The organism is Legionella sp. 39-23 (assembly GCF_001897665.1).
Taxonomy (GTDB): domain Bacteria; phylum Pseudomonadota; class Gammaproteobacteria; order Legionellales; family Legionellaceae; genus Legionella; species Legionella steelei.
The window spans coordinates 133,252-150,693 of sequence record NZ_MKTO01000004.1 but is presented as its reverse complement, the minus strand read 5'-3'; the positions used below and the strand labels follow the sequence as shown (position 1 = coordinate 150,693).

Below are 17,442 nucleotides of genomic sequence, written 5' to 3'. Positions count from 1 at the left end.
ATAATGAGCAAAAAAGAGCTTCCTGATGAGCGCGGGCACTTTGGCCCCTACGGCGGTATTTTTGTTGCAGATACTTTGATGTACGCATTGAAGCAATTGGAAGAGGCTTATGCAAAATATCGAAAAGATCCTGAGTTTTTAGCTGAGCTGAATGTTGAATTAAAAGATTATGTGGGACGTCCCAATCCACTGTATCATGCACGACGTTTAAGTCAGGAGCTTGGTGGTGCACAAATCTACTTAAAGCGAGAGGATTTGAATCATACTGGTGCACATAAAATTAATAATACTGTAGGACAAGCGTTACTTGCCAAGCGCATGGGAAAAACGCGAGTCATTGCTGAAACGGGTGCAGGTCAACATGGAGTTGCCTCAGCAACAGTAGCTGCTAAATTAGGTTTAGAATGTGTCGTATATATGGGTGCTGAAGACATAAAACGTCAATCATCAAATGTTTATCGCATGAAATTGTTGGGAGCAGAGGTTGTTCCGGTCACTGCGGGATCACGCACGTTAAAAGATGCATTAAATGAAGCCATGCGCGATTGGGTAAGTCATATTGATGATACTTTTTATATTATTGGCACGGTTGCCGGTCCACATCCATATCCGCAAATGGTTCGCGATTTTCAAGCAATTATTGGTATTGAAGCGCGCGCCCAGTTTTTGGAAAAAACAGGACACTTGCCTGATGCCCTGGTGGCCTGCGTCGGTGGCGGTTCCAATGCAATCGGTTTATTTTATCCTTTCCTGAATGATTCAACAGTGGCTATCTATGGTGTTGAAGCTGGAGGAAAAGGGCTAGAAAGTGGTGAACATTCTGCGTCGCTGATTGCTGGAAAACCGGGTGTTTTACATGGCAACCGGACTTATTTGCTGTGTGATGAATACGGTCAGATTAAAGATACCCATTCAGTTTCAGCTGGCCTTGATTATCCTGGTGTAGGCCCAGAACATGCCTACTTAAAAGATACCGGACGTGTCGTTTATGAAGCAATTAATGACGATGAAGCCTTGCATGCATTCCGTACTTTAACACGCGTTGAAGGGATTATTCCTGCTCTTGAATCTAGTCATGCAATTGCTTATGCAATGAAACTTGCTAAGAACATGTCAGCGGAGCAAAGCATTATCGTGAATTTATCTGGTCGTGGTGATAAAGACATGCATACTGTTGCTCAAATTGATGGAATTACTGTATGAATCGAATTGATAAAACTTTGATGCGCCTGCAAGCTCAAGGCAAAAAAATGCTTAGCCCTTATATTACTGCTGGGGATCCATATCCAGAAGTCACGGTCAAACTCATGCATGAATTGGTTAGAGCAGGGGCTGATATTTTAGAATTAGGCATCCCTTTTTCTGATCCTATGGCAGAAGGCCCTGTTATCCAAAGAGCAATGGAGCGTGCACTTGCTCAAGATGTACATTGCCATACCGTATTGAATATGGTGAAGGAGTTTCGTGTACAGGATCAAGAGACACCCATTGTTCTCATGGGCTATCTAAATCCTATCGAACATTTTGGTTATGAACTGTTTGCACAACAGGCTGTGGAAGCGGGTGTAGATGGAACGATTTTGGTAGACTTACCACCAGAAGAAAGTGAGGATGTAGCAAAAGTCTGGCAAAAACATGGTTTATACAGTATCTTTCTTTGTTCGCCTACGACCTCTGATGAGCGAATGGCATTAATTAACCAATTCGCGAAGGGCTATTTGTACTACGTGTCTTTAAAGGGTGTTACTGGATCGAATGCGTTGGATGTTTCATCTTTAAAATCGCAATATCAACACCGGAAAGCACAAACCACACTTCCTTTAATGGTGGGGTTTGGTATAAAAACACCAGAAATGGCTGCAGAGGTTGCTGGTTTTGCTGATGGTGTCATTGTGGGAGCAGCCCTTATTACGCAAATTCTGGATGCGTACAATACGAATAATGATATATTGCAAGCGGGAGCAGATTTAATTTATTCCATGCGACATGCGATGGATAATTAAAATAATGGCTTCATAGTAGAATTGTAGAATTGTCAAAAGCCCATAATAGACGGAAAAATCTAATGATAGAATTAACTGAAAAACGAGCTCATTTTATAAGACAACTGATTACTGATGAATTAGCGAGTGGCAAACATAAGTCTGTAGTGACTCGTTTTCCTCCTGAGCCTAATGGATATTTGCATGTAGGGCATGCTAAGTCTATATGCCTGAATTTTGGTTTGGCACAAGAATTTAAAGGTATTTGTTTTTTACGTTTTGATGATACCAATCCAATGAAAGAAGAAGAGGAGTACGTCAATGCGATTATTGAAGACGTACGTTGGCTAGGTTTTGAATGGCATGCAATGACTCATTCTTCAGACTACTATCATGAACTCTATGACTTTGCAGTATTATTAATCAAAAAAGACTTGGCTTATGTTGATAGCTTAAGCATGGATGAAATTCGTGCTTATCGAGGAACTTTGCAAGAGCCTGGACGTGAAAGCCCTTACAGAAATAGACCTATAGAGGAAAGTTTGGATTTATTTACTCGTATGAAAGCTGGAGAGTTTCCTGATGGAACGCATGTGCTAAGAGCAAAGATTGATATGCAATCTGGTAACCTAAATATGCGTGATCCAGTAATCTATCGTATTCGACATGCGCATCATCAACGCACTGGGGATGAATGGTGTATTTATCCTATGTACGACTATGCTCACCCTATTTCTGATGCGCTAGAAAAAATTACTCATTCTCTATGTACTTTAGAGTTTCAAGACCATCGTCCTCTTTATGACTGGTGTGTTGATAATTTACCTTTACCGGCAAAGCCAATACAAACTGAGTTTGCGCGCTTGAATTTATCGCATACGGTCACATCAAAACGTAAATTACGTACTCTAGTTGAAAAAAATGCTGTTTCAGGATGGGATGATCCGCGAATGCCTACGTTATGCGGAATGCGTAAACGTGGTTATCCACCGGCTGCAATTCGGCAATTTTGTGAAATAATAGGGATATCACGGAGTGATTCCGTAATCGATATGTCTATTCTTGAGGAATGCGTCCGTAACGAATTGAATAGGACTGCCAAACGTGCTTTATGTGTTATGGATCCTGTAAAAGTAGTTATAGAAAATTACCCTGAAGGCAAAGTAGACATGTTAAAGCCTGCTTATAATCAGCAGGACCCAGATTCAGAAAAGCGGGAATTACCTTTTACTCGCGAACTCTTCATTGAGCGTTCTGATTTCATGGAAGAACCACCTAAAAAATATTTCCGTTTATCTCCTGGGGCTGAAGTACGTTTACGTCATGCCTATGTGATTAAATGTCATGATGTGGTTCATGATGAGCAGGGTAATATCGTCGAGTTACGTTGTACCTATGATGAAAAAACTTTAGGAAAGAATCCAGAAGATAGAAAAGTAAAAGGTGTCATTCATTGGGTATCATGTGAACACGCTTATCCTGTGAGTGTACTGGAGTATGACCGTTTATTTAATGATCCGAATCCTGGTCGAGAGGAGGATTTTTTCCAGTTTTTAAATCATGATTCGTTGCAAGTAAAACAAGCCTATTGTGAGCCGGCTCTAGCCCATCAGCCATTAGGTGAGGTATTCCAATTTGAGCGTCTAGGGTACTATTGTGTTAATGAGTCAAAAGATGGACGAGTTAGTGTATTTCATCGTGTTGTTGACTTAAAAGATACTTGGACAAAAGGATAGAGTAACCTAAAGGGGTAGATATGTTGCATTTATATAATTCTCTAACCAGAACAAAAGAACCATTTGTTTCCATTTCTCCTGGAAAAATTGGTATCTATGTTTGTGGTATTACCGTATATGATCGTTGTCATATAGGCCATGCCCGCTCTATGGTATCTTTTGACGTCATTGTTCGATACCTTCGTTCTCAAGGTTATGAAGTAAAATACGTACGTAATATTACAGATATTGACGATAAAATTATTGCACGTGCGCATGAACGTGCAATACCGATCGATGAGTTGACTGCTCAGTATATCGCGGCAATGAATGAGGATACGCAAGCTCTAAATATTTTATCTCCGGATGTAGAGCCACGTGCTACAGAACATATCAATAGCATTATTCGCCTAATTGAGCGATTGCTAGAAAAGGGGAATGCATATCTTAGTGATAATGGCGATGTATGTTATCAAGTAGATTCTTTCGCTGACTACGGCAAATTATCGCATAAAGATTTAGAGGGATTAGTTGCAGGAGCACGAGTAGAGATTGTCAAAGAAAAACGCTCTCCCTTAGATTTTGTTCTATGGAAAAAGGCAAAGCAAGGGGAACCAAGTTGGCCTTCCCCATGGGGCGAAGGACGCCCTGGCTGGCATATTGAATGTTCTGCGATGGCTATGAGTGAATTAGGTGAACAATTTGATATTCATGGAGGTGGACTGGATTTACAATTCCCACATCATGAAAATGAAATTGCTCAAAGTGAAGCTGCTACTGCAAAGCCTTTTGCAAATTATTGGTTGCATGTAGGAATGCTACAAGTCAATAATGAAAAGATGTCCAAATCATTGGGTAATTTTTTTACAATAGCTGATGTTTTGGCCAAGCATCACCCAGAGGTTGTACGCTATTTTCTTTTAAGTAGCCATTATCGTAGTCCATTAAATTATTCCGAAGAAAATTTAGCGAATACTAAGAAAGCGTTAACGCGCTTATACCAGACAATAAAAGACAGCCATACTGCTGCAGATGGTGAGTTAGATAATCATTGGATTAATGAATTTAATCAAGCAATGAATGATGATTTTAATACGCCTGTAGCGCTCTCTGTTTTGTTCCAACTAAGCCATGAAGTCAATAAGAATCGTTCATCTATTTTAGCGAATACATTGAAGCACTTAGCCGGGATCCTGGGTCTATTACAAGAAGATCCAGCATCTTTTTTACAATCAGGTTTTGCTGAAGAAGATAAGACTGAAATAGAACAATTAATTGCTGAGAGACTTCAAGCTCGTGCTGATCGAAATTGGCAGCGGGCTGACCAAATAAGAGCAGATTTGTTACATCGTGGGATTGAGTTGGAAGATGGACCCAATGGTACCACTTGGCGTAGGATGGAATAAGCAATTTTCTGTAGCCTGGGCACAGCACAGCGTACCCCGGGTTTCTATGCAAAGATAGCCGTCATCCCGAGTACAACGAGAGATCCCACCGTAACACGTTGTTACAACGCGGGGATCTCTCGTTGCACTCGGGATGATGCTTGCTTTTTATTACGAAATAAAAGAATAACAACTAAAAAACAGAGTAAACTGAGAGCCATCCAGCCCATAAGATAAAAGCAATCGTCCAATGCCAAAGCAGTGGCTTGTCGCGTAAGATAAACATTTAATTGGGCAGCAGTCTGTTTTCCTTGCAGATGAAATAGTTTTGCTCGCTCGAGAAACTGTTGTGTTTCCTGGGAAAATGCAGTTAATCTGCTTCCTAAACGAAGATGAAAAAATACTTCACGTCTGTGCCATAAAATAGAAAATAAAGCAACTCCTAATCCGCTACCAAGCAATCGAGAGACATGAAAGAAGCATATGCTTTCGGCAAGCTTTGTTTCAGGAAAAGCTTGTACTGACAATTGAAAGAGTGGCGATAAGAACAATGCGAGACCTATACCGGCTAATACACGTGAAAAAGCAATTCGATTAAAATCAATATCTACATTAAAGGAAGTGGTATAGAAACAGGAAATGGCAAAAAAAAGTAAGGCAATGATTAATGGGAAAAACGGATCATATTGTTTCTTATTGAAAAGAACTGGAATCCATCCACAAAATGCCATAGTACCTATAATGAGTGCGATCCAATTGGGGGTATAATTGACATAAAGTTTTAACCATAAAGACAATAAAATCACCATACCAAAATAGAGTGCAAAAAATAAGATGATATAGAGCATTGCAAGTGAAAAATAAAAATTCTTAAGTAATTTTAATTCAATGACAGGATGCTGTGCTGACCAACTACGTAAAATAAAAAAGATAAGACTGATTACCCCAGAAACGAGCAAAAAAGTAATTAAAGGAGAGCGAAACCAATCTAGCTCCTGGCCTATTGTTAACGCGCTGACAATAAAGATCATGCTGACGCAGTAATAAAGATATCCGAGTTTGTCAAAATATGCCTTTTTAACAGGTTCATGATATTTTCTATAGCCATAACCTACATAAACAATAAAAAACAAACAAATAGGTATATTAGAATAGAAAAGGAAACGCCAATCATAGATGTAAGCAATCCAAGCGCCATATGAAGCACCAAGTACCGGAACTATTGAAAGACAAATCAATACTAAAGAAACAATATAGACTTTATCCTTATTTGATGAAAGTAACGGAATCAGTGTACACGTAATAAGAAGAAACATTGGTCCTGAAGCCAATCCTTCTAAGAATCTGAATAAGATAAAAGTAAAAAAATTGTTGGCTATAGCGCATTGCCACGAGAATAATGCGGTAAGGCTAAGACATACTACATAAAGCTGAATGGGGCTTAAGCGTGTTGCCGTAGGTTTGCCTAGAGGAACGCCGAGGAGATTTCCAATGCAAAAAAAACTGACTGTATACGACGTCATATAAGGGCTGCCACCCAGATCACTGACAATATATAGACCAGCCATTATAGTTAAGGTCAGGTTGAAAATGATTGCAGCAAGTGAGAACAGTAAAATATAAAGAATCATTACTTACTCATTTTATTTAGCGCAATTTTATTGTGCCTAAGTGGAGTATGGGCAAACTCCTGAAGATTAGGGTCTAAATTGTTCTTAATAATATTTGCAATGAGCTTCTCATTACCTGCCTCTTCTTTTTGAAAAATTTCAGTAACGTAACTTGGTGAGTTTGATGTTGAGGTGGGCACTAAAAGTCCGTTTTGATCGGACAAATCAGTAGTTAACTCTAAAGAGAGACCAATTCGCAGAGGATATTTTTTTAATTCATCCTGTTCTATTGCTACACGAACCGGTAATCTTTGGACAATTTTAATCCAATTCCCACTGAGATTTTCGGGGGGTAATAATGAAAAAACATTACCTGCACCACCTGGTAAACCGACAATCTTCCCATGAAATACAACATTGGAACCGTACAGATCAGAAGTAAACCTAACGTTTTGGCCGATACGCATTCTTTTCATTTGAGTTTCCTTATAATTGGCATTGACCCAAATTTGATCGAGCGGAATAATGGCCATTAGTGGATCATTGGGAGAAACCCACATGCCTACTTGAATTGTTCTTTGTGCGATCAATCCCTCTACAGGAGCATAAATTTTACATCGATATAATTGTACCCATGCATCGCGCACCTCTTGTGCTGCTGCTTGTACCCATGGATGCTCTGTAATGGAGGTACCTTGTACAAAAGCAAGCTTTTTTTGATAAGTGTTTTTAGTACTTCTTAAGGTGGCAGACGCGGCTTTGAGATCATCTTGTGCATTTTGGTACTCTTCTAAAGAAATCGCATTGGCACCAATGACATCATGACGATGCTTTAGATTTTGTTTTGTTTTTAAGAGCTCTGCACTTCTAACTTCAATATCTGCGGCCAAAATAAACACATCATGAAATGCTTGGCATACATCACGTACTGTTTTGGCAAGTTTCTTTTTTGCTTTTTCGAGCGCGATCAGTGAATCAGTTTCATTTAAAGAAACAATGAGCTGTCCTTTTTTTACTAGAAAACTATCATCGGTATAAATGCCTGTAACAAATCCTGGCCGTAAGGATTTGATGTAAACCTGATTCCCTTGTACATAAGCATTATTGGTATAAGCTTGGTTTCTCCATACAAAAAACCAATACAAGAAAATAAAAATAAATAAGACTATAAGAATAAGTGTAAAATAAAAAGAAGGAGATCTTTTTTTCATGAGTTTTTCACCAATGGGATGGTATTTTGATGGTAACCGCCACCTAACGCCTTAGTTAATTTTATAGAGGCTAAGTATTGATTATAAAGCAGCGTAACATCTTCAAGTTTTCTTTGGATGACCTCTTCTTGTATAAGATAAAGATCAAATAAGTTATCTAAACCTTTTTTATGGCGTAAAAAACTTAATTCATAACGTTGTTTCGCATATTCTACTATCTTTTTTTGTTCTATTTTTTGTTGATAAATGTCTTCAGAAAAAGCCAAAACATCAAGAACTTCCTGGGTGCTGTATAAGAGTAAACTATTGTATGAATTGATTGCCGCATCAAATTGTGCTTTAGTTGCCTTAATATTAGCGCGTATCGCGCCTGCAGTAAAAATGGGTAACTGTAATGCGGGCCTAATCGCTGCGGTGCCGCTTGAAATATCAAGAAACTTTCTCCAACTGGTACTTTCTAAGCCAATTAAGCCAGCAAGGTTTACGTCAGGATAATATTCTGCCATCGCTGCCCCTGTTTTGTAGGCTAAGGCTTTAGCTCGCCAAATTTGTGCCATAAGATCAGGTCGGCGTGCTAAGAAATCGAGTGGTAGTATTTGAGGGATATTCAGAGTTTTAGGCAATGCAGGAAGGGATGAATTTATCATAAGAGGAGTATCTGGTCCACGACCTGCTAACGTATTAATTAAGTGTTTATTTGCCGTCAATTCATCAGTAATACTTGAGAGTAATTTTTGGGATTCAAGTAGGTTTGCTGAAGTTTCTAATGCGGGCAATTTTGAGGAAAGTCCTTTTTGTACTAGTAAGCGCTGCAATTTTGCAATTTTTTGTCGTACATCAATTAACTGTGTGAACAATTGCTTTCTTATAAGATTCGTTTTATAAGCAAAATAAGCTTGCGCGATTGCTGTGCTTGTAATCAAAACTACTTCAGCAGCTTCTGCTTCTTGTGCTTTTGCTTCGCCTAATGCAGCGTGAAAAAGATTACGGTTTTTTCCCCAGAAATCAAACTCATAATTAAAGGAAAGCGAAAGGTCTAAGAGTGTGGCATTCAAGGGGAATTTATGATTGAACGCACGATATAAACCGTTTTTGCTTATATATTGTCGATTTTCATCTGCATTGAAGAAAACTAAAGGGAATAATACAGATCGCGTAACAATTGCTTGTTGCTTGGCAACTTCAATACGATTTCTGACCTCATGAATTGATGGATTATTCGTTAATGCTTCTACAACTAAGGTATTGAGCTCGGGGTTATTATAAGATAACCACCATTGTTCTCTGGGCCATTTGCCTTTAGAATAAATGGCTTTTTTTTGTAAGCTTTTTTTAATGGTGTGTTCCATATTCGGAATGGCTTTTATATTTTTAACTTGGCTTTGTTGGGGCAGAGATACAGTGCAGGATGTTAATGCGTACAAACTAAAACAAATACATCCTACTATCCAAAGCCGCATAATTGATCCCTTTTTATTTGGCAGCACCACTCAATCCTAAAAAATTATCCCATTCCATGCATTCGTGACTTTATGGTCCTAAGGACAGACTGCTAATTCCTTAACTTAATGAGCCCAGCCACTGATATAGCAAATATCCTATATAGTAACCATTAACATTTGATTTTCATAGGAATTTTCTATCGATTAATAGGAAACAATTTTTTGAATAATTGAAGGTGTTGTTATCCCAAGTGCAATAGGGTACATATGTTACGAAGTGAAGAACCTTCTCTACACTCAGGATCTGATGTATTTCCATGAATTTGTTGTCACTCCTGCAAGGCATGGATCTATTACTATTTTGGCATTGTACCATCTTGATGGATGGATCCCTTGCCTTCGCAGGGATGATGGCTTGCTCATAAGTAAGAGCAATTAATTCAAATTTATGTTCAAAAAACCAGGTATACGTCAGCTCGGGATGACGAGAGTATGATATTTTGCAATACTCAGTTACCTTTTATCATGGGCTGTAGTTCTATTTCTTTGTCATCTTTAGGCAATAACTCTGATATTTTATATATTATTGAACCTAATACCTCGAGACAAAAGCTCGCAACGGGAGCAACTTGAGAAGCTTGATCACTGACTTTAAGAGCATTATAAAAACCAGCTTCTGCAGAATATAATATGCTATTAAACACATTACTTAAATTATCTAAGTAAGTCTCTAACGAGTCAACTTTCTTTGTTTTAGGTATTGGTATTGCCAAAGCTTCATTAAAAATGGGATCACGAAAAAAATGAAGGGTACCTACTTTTTGTAAGTTTTGAAGCGCTTCTTGAGTCTTTTTGTGAAAATATTCTCTTTGTTTCCCAGATGGCATGGTTATTCTCCCAGCGATTAACTATAAAAAATCGAATACTTTTTAAACACTTTTTTGTGCTAAAAATATAAAAGTAATTCAAATTATATAAGAAAAAGCTTAAAGAAATATTAATATGAACAAAGTGTATTAATTTATTCCATTTTTTTTCTGTTTTTTGTGCAACACTTCGATGTGATGCTTAATCAATTAACCCTGTGTTGTTACGCGAAGGATTTCAGCAAGTGAGGTATCGCCGGCCAGCACTCGCTGAAATCCATCATCGCGAATACTGGGAGTAGTGGGGCGTAAATGATTTTCCATTGTTTGTAAATTTTCATGACGATGAATCATTCCTCTTAATACTTCATCTATAGTAATCAGCTCATAAATCCCCGTTCTCCCCTTATAGCCTAAGTGATTACAGGCGTCACAGCCGTTGGGCTCAAAAACATTAGAAGTATCTGCGTCAGGAGCAAGTCCCATAAGCTCTTTTTCATCATCTCTCAATTGATGAGGTGTTTTACACTGATGGCATAATTTTCTGACCAGTCGTTGGGCGATGAGTCCAACAATACTTGAGGAGAGAAGGAATGATTCTACTCCCATATCGCGTAAACGGGTTAACGCGCCTAGTGCACTGTTTGTATGCAAAGTTGACAGTACTAAATGCCCGGTAAGACTCGCCTGCACGGCAATGTCAGCGGTTTCCAAATCACGGATTTCCCCAATCATAACGACATCGGGATCTTGCCTAAGAATTGCTCTCAAGCCTTTAGCAAAGGTCATCTGTACTTTAGTATTTACCTGCGTTTGTCCTATACCTTCAAGATCATATTCTATGGGATCCTCAATGGTTAGAATATTACGTGTGACTTCATTTAACTCGGTTAACATGGCATATAAGGACGTAGTCTTTCCAGAACCAGTTGGCCCAGTAACTAAAATAATGCCATGAGGCTCGGCAATCATTCGTCGCATGGCTTTCACAGTTGGCTCAGGCATACCGAGCAAATTTAAATCTAATTGAGCAGCCTGTTTGTCTAGAATCCTTAAAACGACACGTTCACCATGGTTAGAGGGGAGTGTTGAAACCCGGACGTCAATATTATGTCCACCAATACGCAGGGAAATACGGCCATCTTGTGGAATACGCTTTTCTGCAATATCTAATTTGGCCATAACTTTGACCCTGGAAATTACTAGGGGAGCTATAGCCCGTTGAATTTCTAAAACTTCATGTAAAACCCCATCAATTCGATTACGTACTAAGACCCGATCTTCATAAGTTTCAATATGAATATCAGAAGCTTTTTGCTTTATCGCTTGAGTAAATAATGCATTCAATAAGCGGATAATTGGTGCATCATCCTGATTTTCCAACAAATCTTCACTTACAGGTAGTTGGCTTGCAAGTAATGAAAGATCCATATCATCCTCCATTCCTCCAGCAGCTTCCAATATTGATGATTTTGATTGATACACATGAGCTAAATGTTGCTGAAACGCGGATTCATCAACTTGTTTTAAAGTAAATTCACATTGTAATAATCGTTTGATTTCGGCAAGTGCTTGTAAGGGCGTGTTAGATAAATAATAAACAAGAACATGACCATCACTCATTTCACTGGCAACAACAATCCCATGGTTTTTTGCAAAACTGTATGGGATTTTCAGTGATGTTTCTTCATGTTCCATAGTTTAGTTCGTTACTAATAAAGGTGGACGATTAAACGGTTTAGGTAATTCTGCTTGTTTTAAAGCAGGCATTACCGTTGCGTTATTACTTTGTAAAAATGCATCTTGTGATCTTATCCAATCCAGTTGGTATTGACGTACGCTATTATACTTTTCGCCAGTCATATGCATCGCATCTCGTTCATTACGTAAAATAATGGGTTTAATAAAGACCATCAGTACACGTTTTTCGCGAGAATTTACGTTACGTTTGAAAATGCGACCTATGCCTGGTATATCTCCCAACACAGGTATACGATTATCGTCATTACCCAGACTGTCTTGAGTTAATCCCCCTAGAACAACAATGTCACCACTGTCAACATGAACAGAAGTAACGATACTGCTAATTCTAAATGTTGGCGTGGTTGTATTTGGTGCAACAACTGGTGGGTCTAAAGTATCATTGCCCTGATCGATTTGCATTTGAATGCCTTGGCCACGCGTAATTTGAGGTCTGACATAAAGATGTAATGCAACGTTAACCCGATCAAAAGTGGTAAATGGTACGCCATTATTTGTTGTACCTCCCGCATTGGCAGGCTGAGTAGTGGATGCAATCGAAACCTGTTTACCTACCAGTATCTTAGCTTGACGATTATCAAGAACTACAACCGAAGGTGTTGATAAAATATTCGCTTTATTTTCTCTTGCCAAGGCATATATTTGCGCTTGAAAATCATCAAGTCTGGTCTTGCTATTAATTATAGCAAACCCAGGCCTAAAGCTGGCTGGTTTTCCTGTTTGTTGATTACTACCCCATTCTATACCTAGGTCATTAATGTCTGATTGATTTATCTCAGCGACAATGGCCTCAATGAGAATTTGCGCAGGCTTAATATCCAATTGGCTAATTACTTTTTTCAGAATTCGTATTACAGACGCTGGGGCATTAAGAATAATAGAATTTGTATTGGGCTCAGCAATAATTTGTACTGTTGGTTTTGTGGAGCCTTCATTTTGTGAGGTTGCTGACGTAGTATTTGCAGTCGCCCCAGGTGATGCCAATGGAGAGCCTCCTGCTGGATAAGGAGAAGTCGAACTCGGACTAGAGCTAGAGTTATTACTGTTGCTTACAAGATTGGAAGCAGGGTTAGTGCTGTCTAAAACGGGACGCGTGACTGTGCCAATAGTTGTTCCAACATTACCACTGAAGTTTGCTTGAGCAATACCGGCAAGAATGGGGACTAGGTCTTCTGCGCGGAGATAGTTCAGATAAACAACTTGAGTATTAGTGTTAAGACCCTCAGAGCTTTCTTTATCTAACTTTAATATTAACATTCTAAGACGTATTCTATCTGTTTTGGATCCGCTGATTAATAGAGAATTTGAGCGGTCATCAGCCGCTACAGTTAACTGAGTTCGAGCTCCTCCCATACTGGGTTGGGTTTTTACTAGATCTTTTAGAGTTGCGGCAATGTCCATTGCTAAAGAATGTCTTAAATGGACCATATCAATACCATTTGCGGTTGAGTTATCTACTTGTTTGATAATGTCTGCAAGACTATGAACATTGTTTGCTCTTCCTGAGAGGATGAGCATGTTTGAAGGGGCATATGCGGAGATACTACTCCATTGGGGCATTAACGGACGTAAAACAGGGACTAATTGTTCTGCTGGAACATAATGAACAGGCACAACAGCGACCATCATATCATCGCCTTGAGGCGGATGTTTTATTTCGTTCAGCAGATCAGGTGATTGGGTTTTCGCATCAATATTCGGAATAATTTTAATCACTGCACCACTGGGTATGGCAGCATAGCCCGATACTTGCAAAACGGAAAGGAAAACTTGATAGAGTTCGTTATTATTCATTGGTGTTGACGATACAATCGATATTTTCCCTTGAACACGAGGATCAATGACAAAGTTTTTTCCTGTAACGCGCGATACTTCAGCGATGACAGCTCGGATATCCGCGTTTCTTAAATTCCATATTTGACTATTTGGTGGCAGTGTTTCTGTTGGCTCACTTGAATTTTCAGATTGATTTGTTTGTACCGAGGGAGGTGTTTGATTTTGCTCATTATTTTTTTGATTTTTTTGAGCACTGATTTGTTGGGTTAGTTTATTCTGCAAATCACGCGCTTTAAGATAATCACTAATAGGACCGATTTGTACAAGATAAAGTTTTTTATCTGATAGATTCTTAATTGTTACATGTTCACTAACAAGACCAGATAGCTCTTTTTCACGTTGCTTTGCATCTTTTTCTAAATTAAATGCTCCTGCTTGCAGGTAAAAAATAGTATTCCCGTTCTTGGTTGTGGTGGAAATATTAATTTCGTTTGCATGAATTAATGCAGAGCAGATAAATGTTAAAATTATAATTACTATCGAGCGCATTGAAAAACCGCAAAATCATAAGTAAATAACATAATAACTAAATTTATAAACTTACCATAGCTTTTTTGACGAGTAACTGAAGGTATTTTGAAGCATTTTTCTATTTTGCTTCAAGATTATATTAATTGTTAAGAAATTAATGAAATACGATGCATAGTGCTTCTTTTTTTCTTCAAATTGATTTCTGAGTGTTCATTTTTTATACAGAAAAAACTGCAGTCCCGGATCACTTAATGTTGATCCGGGACTCTCTCTTAACTAAGGATGGTGGGTATGTGTATGTGAGTCATGCTGCTGATGGTGTTGCTGATGATGTTGTTGCTGATGATGTTGTTGTTGATGATGGTGATTATTTTGGTATGGATTATGTACATGATGATGTGGCTGAAAGAAACCGTTATGATGGGCGCCTTGTACTACCGGAGTCGTAACAACTACTGTAGTGTGTGGTTGGGTAGTTGATTGATGGGCGTTTGGCTGATGTCCATGTGTTGTTCTTGAAGTCATATTATTTCACCCTAATTAAATTAAGAATTGAATTTTATTTATTGACGTGTACTGATGATAAAGAATATAAGTGTACATTTTAAGTATCATCCAAACGCATTATATGCAGAGAGTTTGGCAAATGTATATGGCTTTTCGAACACTATAAAATTTAAACACTATCAATGCATTAGCATAATGATGAGAAAAAGCCTTCTACATTTATATGTAGAAAGCTTTTGCAAATTTTAGGAAAAGTTAAGGGCAATAAATTGTATCAATTACTTCTTCGAGATCGGCATTACTCGGATCATTTAAATCAAAGTTGCCATGAAGCTCTTCACCTGCTGAACTGATGTAGCACTTTTCAAAAAATCTTGATATCACTGCATTTTGTCTTCGAAGTACGAGTGATGGGAGGATTTCATCGGGATTAGGTAATAGAACCAAATGATTTTCTGATAAATCACCTGTACTTGTTTGGCCTCTGGTCACGAACAACGTTTTTGTATCTCTATCAAAAAATTTGGGCATGCGAATCTCCAGATGGATGAGTTGGTGATTACATACAACAATTTCAGTTGAACTTATAGTGCCGATTAAGCTCAATCAACTTTTGTACACGAATGTGATTACCCCGTCAACTGCATTAAGTTGAATGCATTTTATTATGCAAATAATTGGGGCCTGGAAGACGATATTTTAATTGTACAATACCACAGCCAATATTCTTTATATCCAAAAGCTCCAGTTCGACATCATTTTTTAGAGGGCCAAATAATGACCTACCAGAACCGAGTAAAACGGGAATTAATGTAATGGTTAATTCATTAATGAGGCGCTCTGCAATGAACTTTTGAATGGTGATTCCTCCATCAATGTAAAGGTGTTTCATTCCTTTTTTTACTAAGCGTTGCACGAGGGCAGTGGGCGTTTCAGACGATGAGGTAACGTAGTTTTGTAAGTGCTGAGGAATATTTATTGCCGTACTACTCATGACAATTACTGGAAGTGTTCCATATGGCCATTCAGCAAATGATAGGACTTGTTCAAAGGAGTGCCTGCCCATGACCAATCCATCAACTGTCGAAATAAAGGCTTTATAACCACCATCCTCACCTTCAGGGACAATGGAGTTTACTTTCATCAGCCAATCAATAGAGCCGTCGTTTCGAGCAATAAATCCATCGACACTAGTAGCAATAAATACGGAACATTTGATGGACATCGTAGAATATCCTTATGATTAATTTTGCAAAATATGCAGTAAAAAACGAATCCAATTCTGTTTAACTAACCAGAAAGAATATTACAAAAACAATGCTTAATATGCAGAGTAAAAAGTTAATTTTTTGCCGTGTTAATAGTTTCAACAAAGTATAAAGAATAATACCGCCACCAATCCCATCCGCAATAGATGCAGTAAAGGGGATCATCATAATTGTAACCATGCAGGGTGCTGTTTCACTAATATCATTTAATTTCATATCAGTAAGGTGTTTCATCATACAACATGCGACATAAAGAAGAGCGGGACCTACAGCAAAATTAGGGATCATTCGCGCTAAAGGTGAGAAAAATAACATGAGAATAAAACCGAGAGCAATGACGATTGCGGTAATACCACCACGTCCACCCGCTTCAATACCTGCCGCTGATTCAATATAAGGAGATGTACTTGCTGAGCCCAATAATCCCGCTACAGCTGAAGCTGCTGCATCCGCTGTTAAGCAGTTACTCAGGCGTTTCCCATAGTTTTTTTGTTGTTTGAATACTGATGGATTCAATAATCCGATCAATGTGCCTGTTGCATCAAATACAGCAATTAAAAAAAAGGTGAAAGTGGCTTTTATGGCAAGCGCAGTATTTAGACCAGAAAAATCAAGTTTTAAAAAAGTAGCTTGCATGGAAGGGGGCATGGAAATTAATCCCTGCCAGGTGGACAAGCCCATTAACAAACTTAAAGCGGTAATACTCAGTATCCCAAGAATAATAGCTCCTGGTATTTGAAAATAATCCAAAATCAGAATAAGTAGAAAACCTAAGAAAAATAATCCTGCTTCAGGCCGATTGATTTCACCTAGACGCATTAAATTATGGTTATCCGCTATAATAATTTGATTATTTTGTAAGGTAATTAACGCAATGAGCAGACTAATCCCTATTAAGATAGCAATTTGTAAATTATAGGGGATTGCTTCAATTAAAAGACGTCGCAGGCTAGTGAGCGACATAAAAAAGAATAAGACACCCGAAAGAAAAACAATAGCCAAAGCCTGTTCCCAGCGTATACCCATTCCTTGTACGACCGTATAGGAAAAGAAGATATTTAAAGCCATACCCGGAGCAATACCGATGGGGGTGTTAGCAAAGAGGCCTGCGAGTAAACAGGCAAAAGCAGTAATAAGACAAGTAGCTGTAAATACTGCACCTTGATCCATCCCTGCATCATGCAGAATACTTGGGTTAATAAAGGCAATATACACCATTGTTAAAAAAGTGGTGATCCCTGCAATGATTTCAGTTCTTAGTGTCGTGTCTTTAAGAAAATAGGCTTTTAACCGCTCCATAGTGTTTTATACTCTTATTTAAAAGTGAATTTAAAGACACTGGTTATCGCAATGTCATTAGTGAGTGATTTCTACTAAACATAACAAAA

At 38.4% G+C, this 17,442-nt stretch carries 14 protein-coding genes; 5 read left to right on the top strand and 9 right to left on the bottom strand.

All coding sequences use genetic code 11. The features are described 5' to 3' along the window. The first annotated feature begins 3 nt into the window (after positions 1 to 3). The 4 genes from trpB (at position 4) to cysS (ending at position 5,103) form a co-directional block, all read left to right on the top strand. Positions 4 to 1,203: a tryptophan synthase subunit beta gene (gene trpB, locus BGO44_RS01815; RefSeq protein ID WP_273199125.1), complete on the top strand. Its 1,200-nt coding sequence runs from the start codon at positions 4 to 6 to the stop codon at positions 1,201 to 1,203. Then, positions 1,200 to 2,003 carry a tryptophan synthase subunit alpha gene (gene trpA / locus BGO44_RS01810; protein ID WP_273199127.1) on the top strand — a complete coding sequence of 268 codons (804 nt, stop codon included), beginning with the start codon at positions 1,200 to 1,202 and terminating at the stop codon, positions 2,001 to 2,003. The genes trpB and trpA overlap by 4 nt, the downstream gene beginning before the upstream one ends. 62 nt (positions 2,004 to 2,065) lie before the next feature. Then, positions 2,066 to 3,718, top strand: coding sequence for a glutamine--tRNA ligase/YqeY domain fusion protein (locus BGO44_RS01805; RefSeq protein WP_273199129.1), 1,653 nt, complete (start codon positions 2,066 to 2,068; stop codon positions 3,716 to 3,718). A 20-nt stretch (positions 3,719 to 3,738) separates the two neighbouring features. Next, a complete protein-coding gene (cysS, locus tag BGO44_RS01800) occupies positions 3,739 to 5,103 on the top strand; it encodes a cysteine--tRNA ligase (protein WP_273199131.1) in 1,365 nt (454 codons plus the stop codon). Between the two features lie 101 nt (positions 5,104 to 5,204). Here the strand turns inward: cysS and BGO44_RS01795 are convergent, their stop codons facing one another. From BGO44_RS01795 to lspD, 6 genes are all read right to left on the bottom strand, one after another. Continuing rightward, positions 5,205 to 6,713, bottom strand: coding sequence for an MFS transporter (locus BGO44_RS01795; protein ID WP_058512380.1), 1,509 nt, complete (start codon positions 6,711 to 6,713; stop codon positions 5,205 to 5,207). After that, the gene (locus BGO44_RS01790) at positions 6,713 to 7,903 is read right to left on the bottom strand and encodes an HlyD family secretion protein (protein ID WP_058512381.1); all 1,191 of its coding nucleotides are present in this window, start codon (positions 7,901 to 7,903) and stop codon (positions 6,713 to 6,715) included. Before BGO44_RS01790 ends, BGO44_RS01795 begins: the two co-directional genes overlap by 1 nt. After that, positions 7,900 to 9,363, bottom strand: coding sequence for an efflux transporter outer membrane subunit (locus BGO44_RS01785; protein ID WP_273199138.1), 1,464 nt, complete (start codon positions 9,361 to 9,363; stop codon positions 7,900 to 7,902). The genes BGO44_RS01790 and BGO44_RS01785 overlap by 4 nt, the downstream gene beginning before the upstream one ends. 491 nt (positions 9,364 to 9,854) lie before the next feature. Continuing rightward, positions 9,855 to 10,232: a hypothetical protein gene (locus tag BGO44_RS01780; protein ID WP_058512383.1), complete on the bottom strand. Its 378-nt coding sequence runs from the start codon at positions 10,230 to 10,232 to the stop codon at positions 9,855 to 9,857. A 189-nt stretch (positions 10,233 to 10,421) separates the two neighbouring features. Then, on the bottom strand, positions 10,422 to 11,909 hold the full coding sequence (lspE, locus tag BGO44_RS01775) for a GspE family T2SS ATPase variant LspE (protein WP_058512384.1): 1,488 nt from the start codon (positions 11,907 to 11,909) through the stop codon (positions 10,422 to 10,424). 3 nt (positions 11,910 to 11,912) lie between these two features. Beyond that, positions 11,913 to 14,297 carry a GspD family T2SS secretin variant LspD gene (gene lspD, locus BGO44_RS01770; protein ID WP_058512385.1) on the bottom strand — a complete coding sequence of 795 codons (2,385 nt, stop codon included), beginning with the start codon at positions 14,295 to 14,297 and terminating at the stop codon, positions 11,913 to 11,915. 233 nt (positions 14,298 to 14,530) lie between these two features. Between lspD and BGO44_RS01765 the strand changes: the two genes are divergently transcribed. Beyond that, the gene (locus tag BGO44_RS01765; protein ID WP_273199142.1) at positions 14,531 to 14,728 is read left to right on the top strand and encodes a hypothetical protein; all 198 of its coding nucleotides are present in this window, start codon (positions 14,531 to 14,533) and stop codon (positions 14,726 to 14,728) included. 313 nt (positions 14,729 to 15,041) lie between these two features. On the opposite strand, the gene BGO44_RS01760 is transcribed toward BGO44_RS01765, so the two are convergent. The 3 genes from BGO44_RS01760 to BGO44_RS01750 form a co-directional block, all read right to left on the bottom strand. Then, the gene (locus BGO44_RS01760) at positions 15,042 to 15,317 is read right to left on the bottom strand and encodes a hypothetical protein (protein ID WP_058512386.1); all 276 of its coding nucleotides are present in this window, start codon (positions 15,315 to 15,317) and stop codon (positions 15,042 to 15,044) included. A gap of 115 nt (positions 15,318 to 15,432) precedes the next feature. After that, a complete protein-coding gene (locus BGO44_RS01755) occupies positions 15,433 to 16,011 on the bottom strand; it encodes a dihydrofolate reductase family protein (RefSeq protein ID WP_273199144.1) in 579 nt (192 codons plus the stop codon). Positions 16,012 to 16,072: 61 nt separating this feature from the next. Then, on the bottom strand, positions 16,073 to 17,353 hold the full coding sequence (locus tag BGO44_RS01750; protein ID WP_273199146.1) for an NCS2 family permease: 1,281 nt from the start codon (positions 17,351 to 17,353) through the stop codon (positions 16,073 to 16,075). Between the last annotated feature and the right edge of the window lie 89 nt (positions 17,354 to 17,442).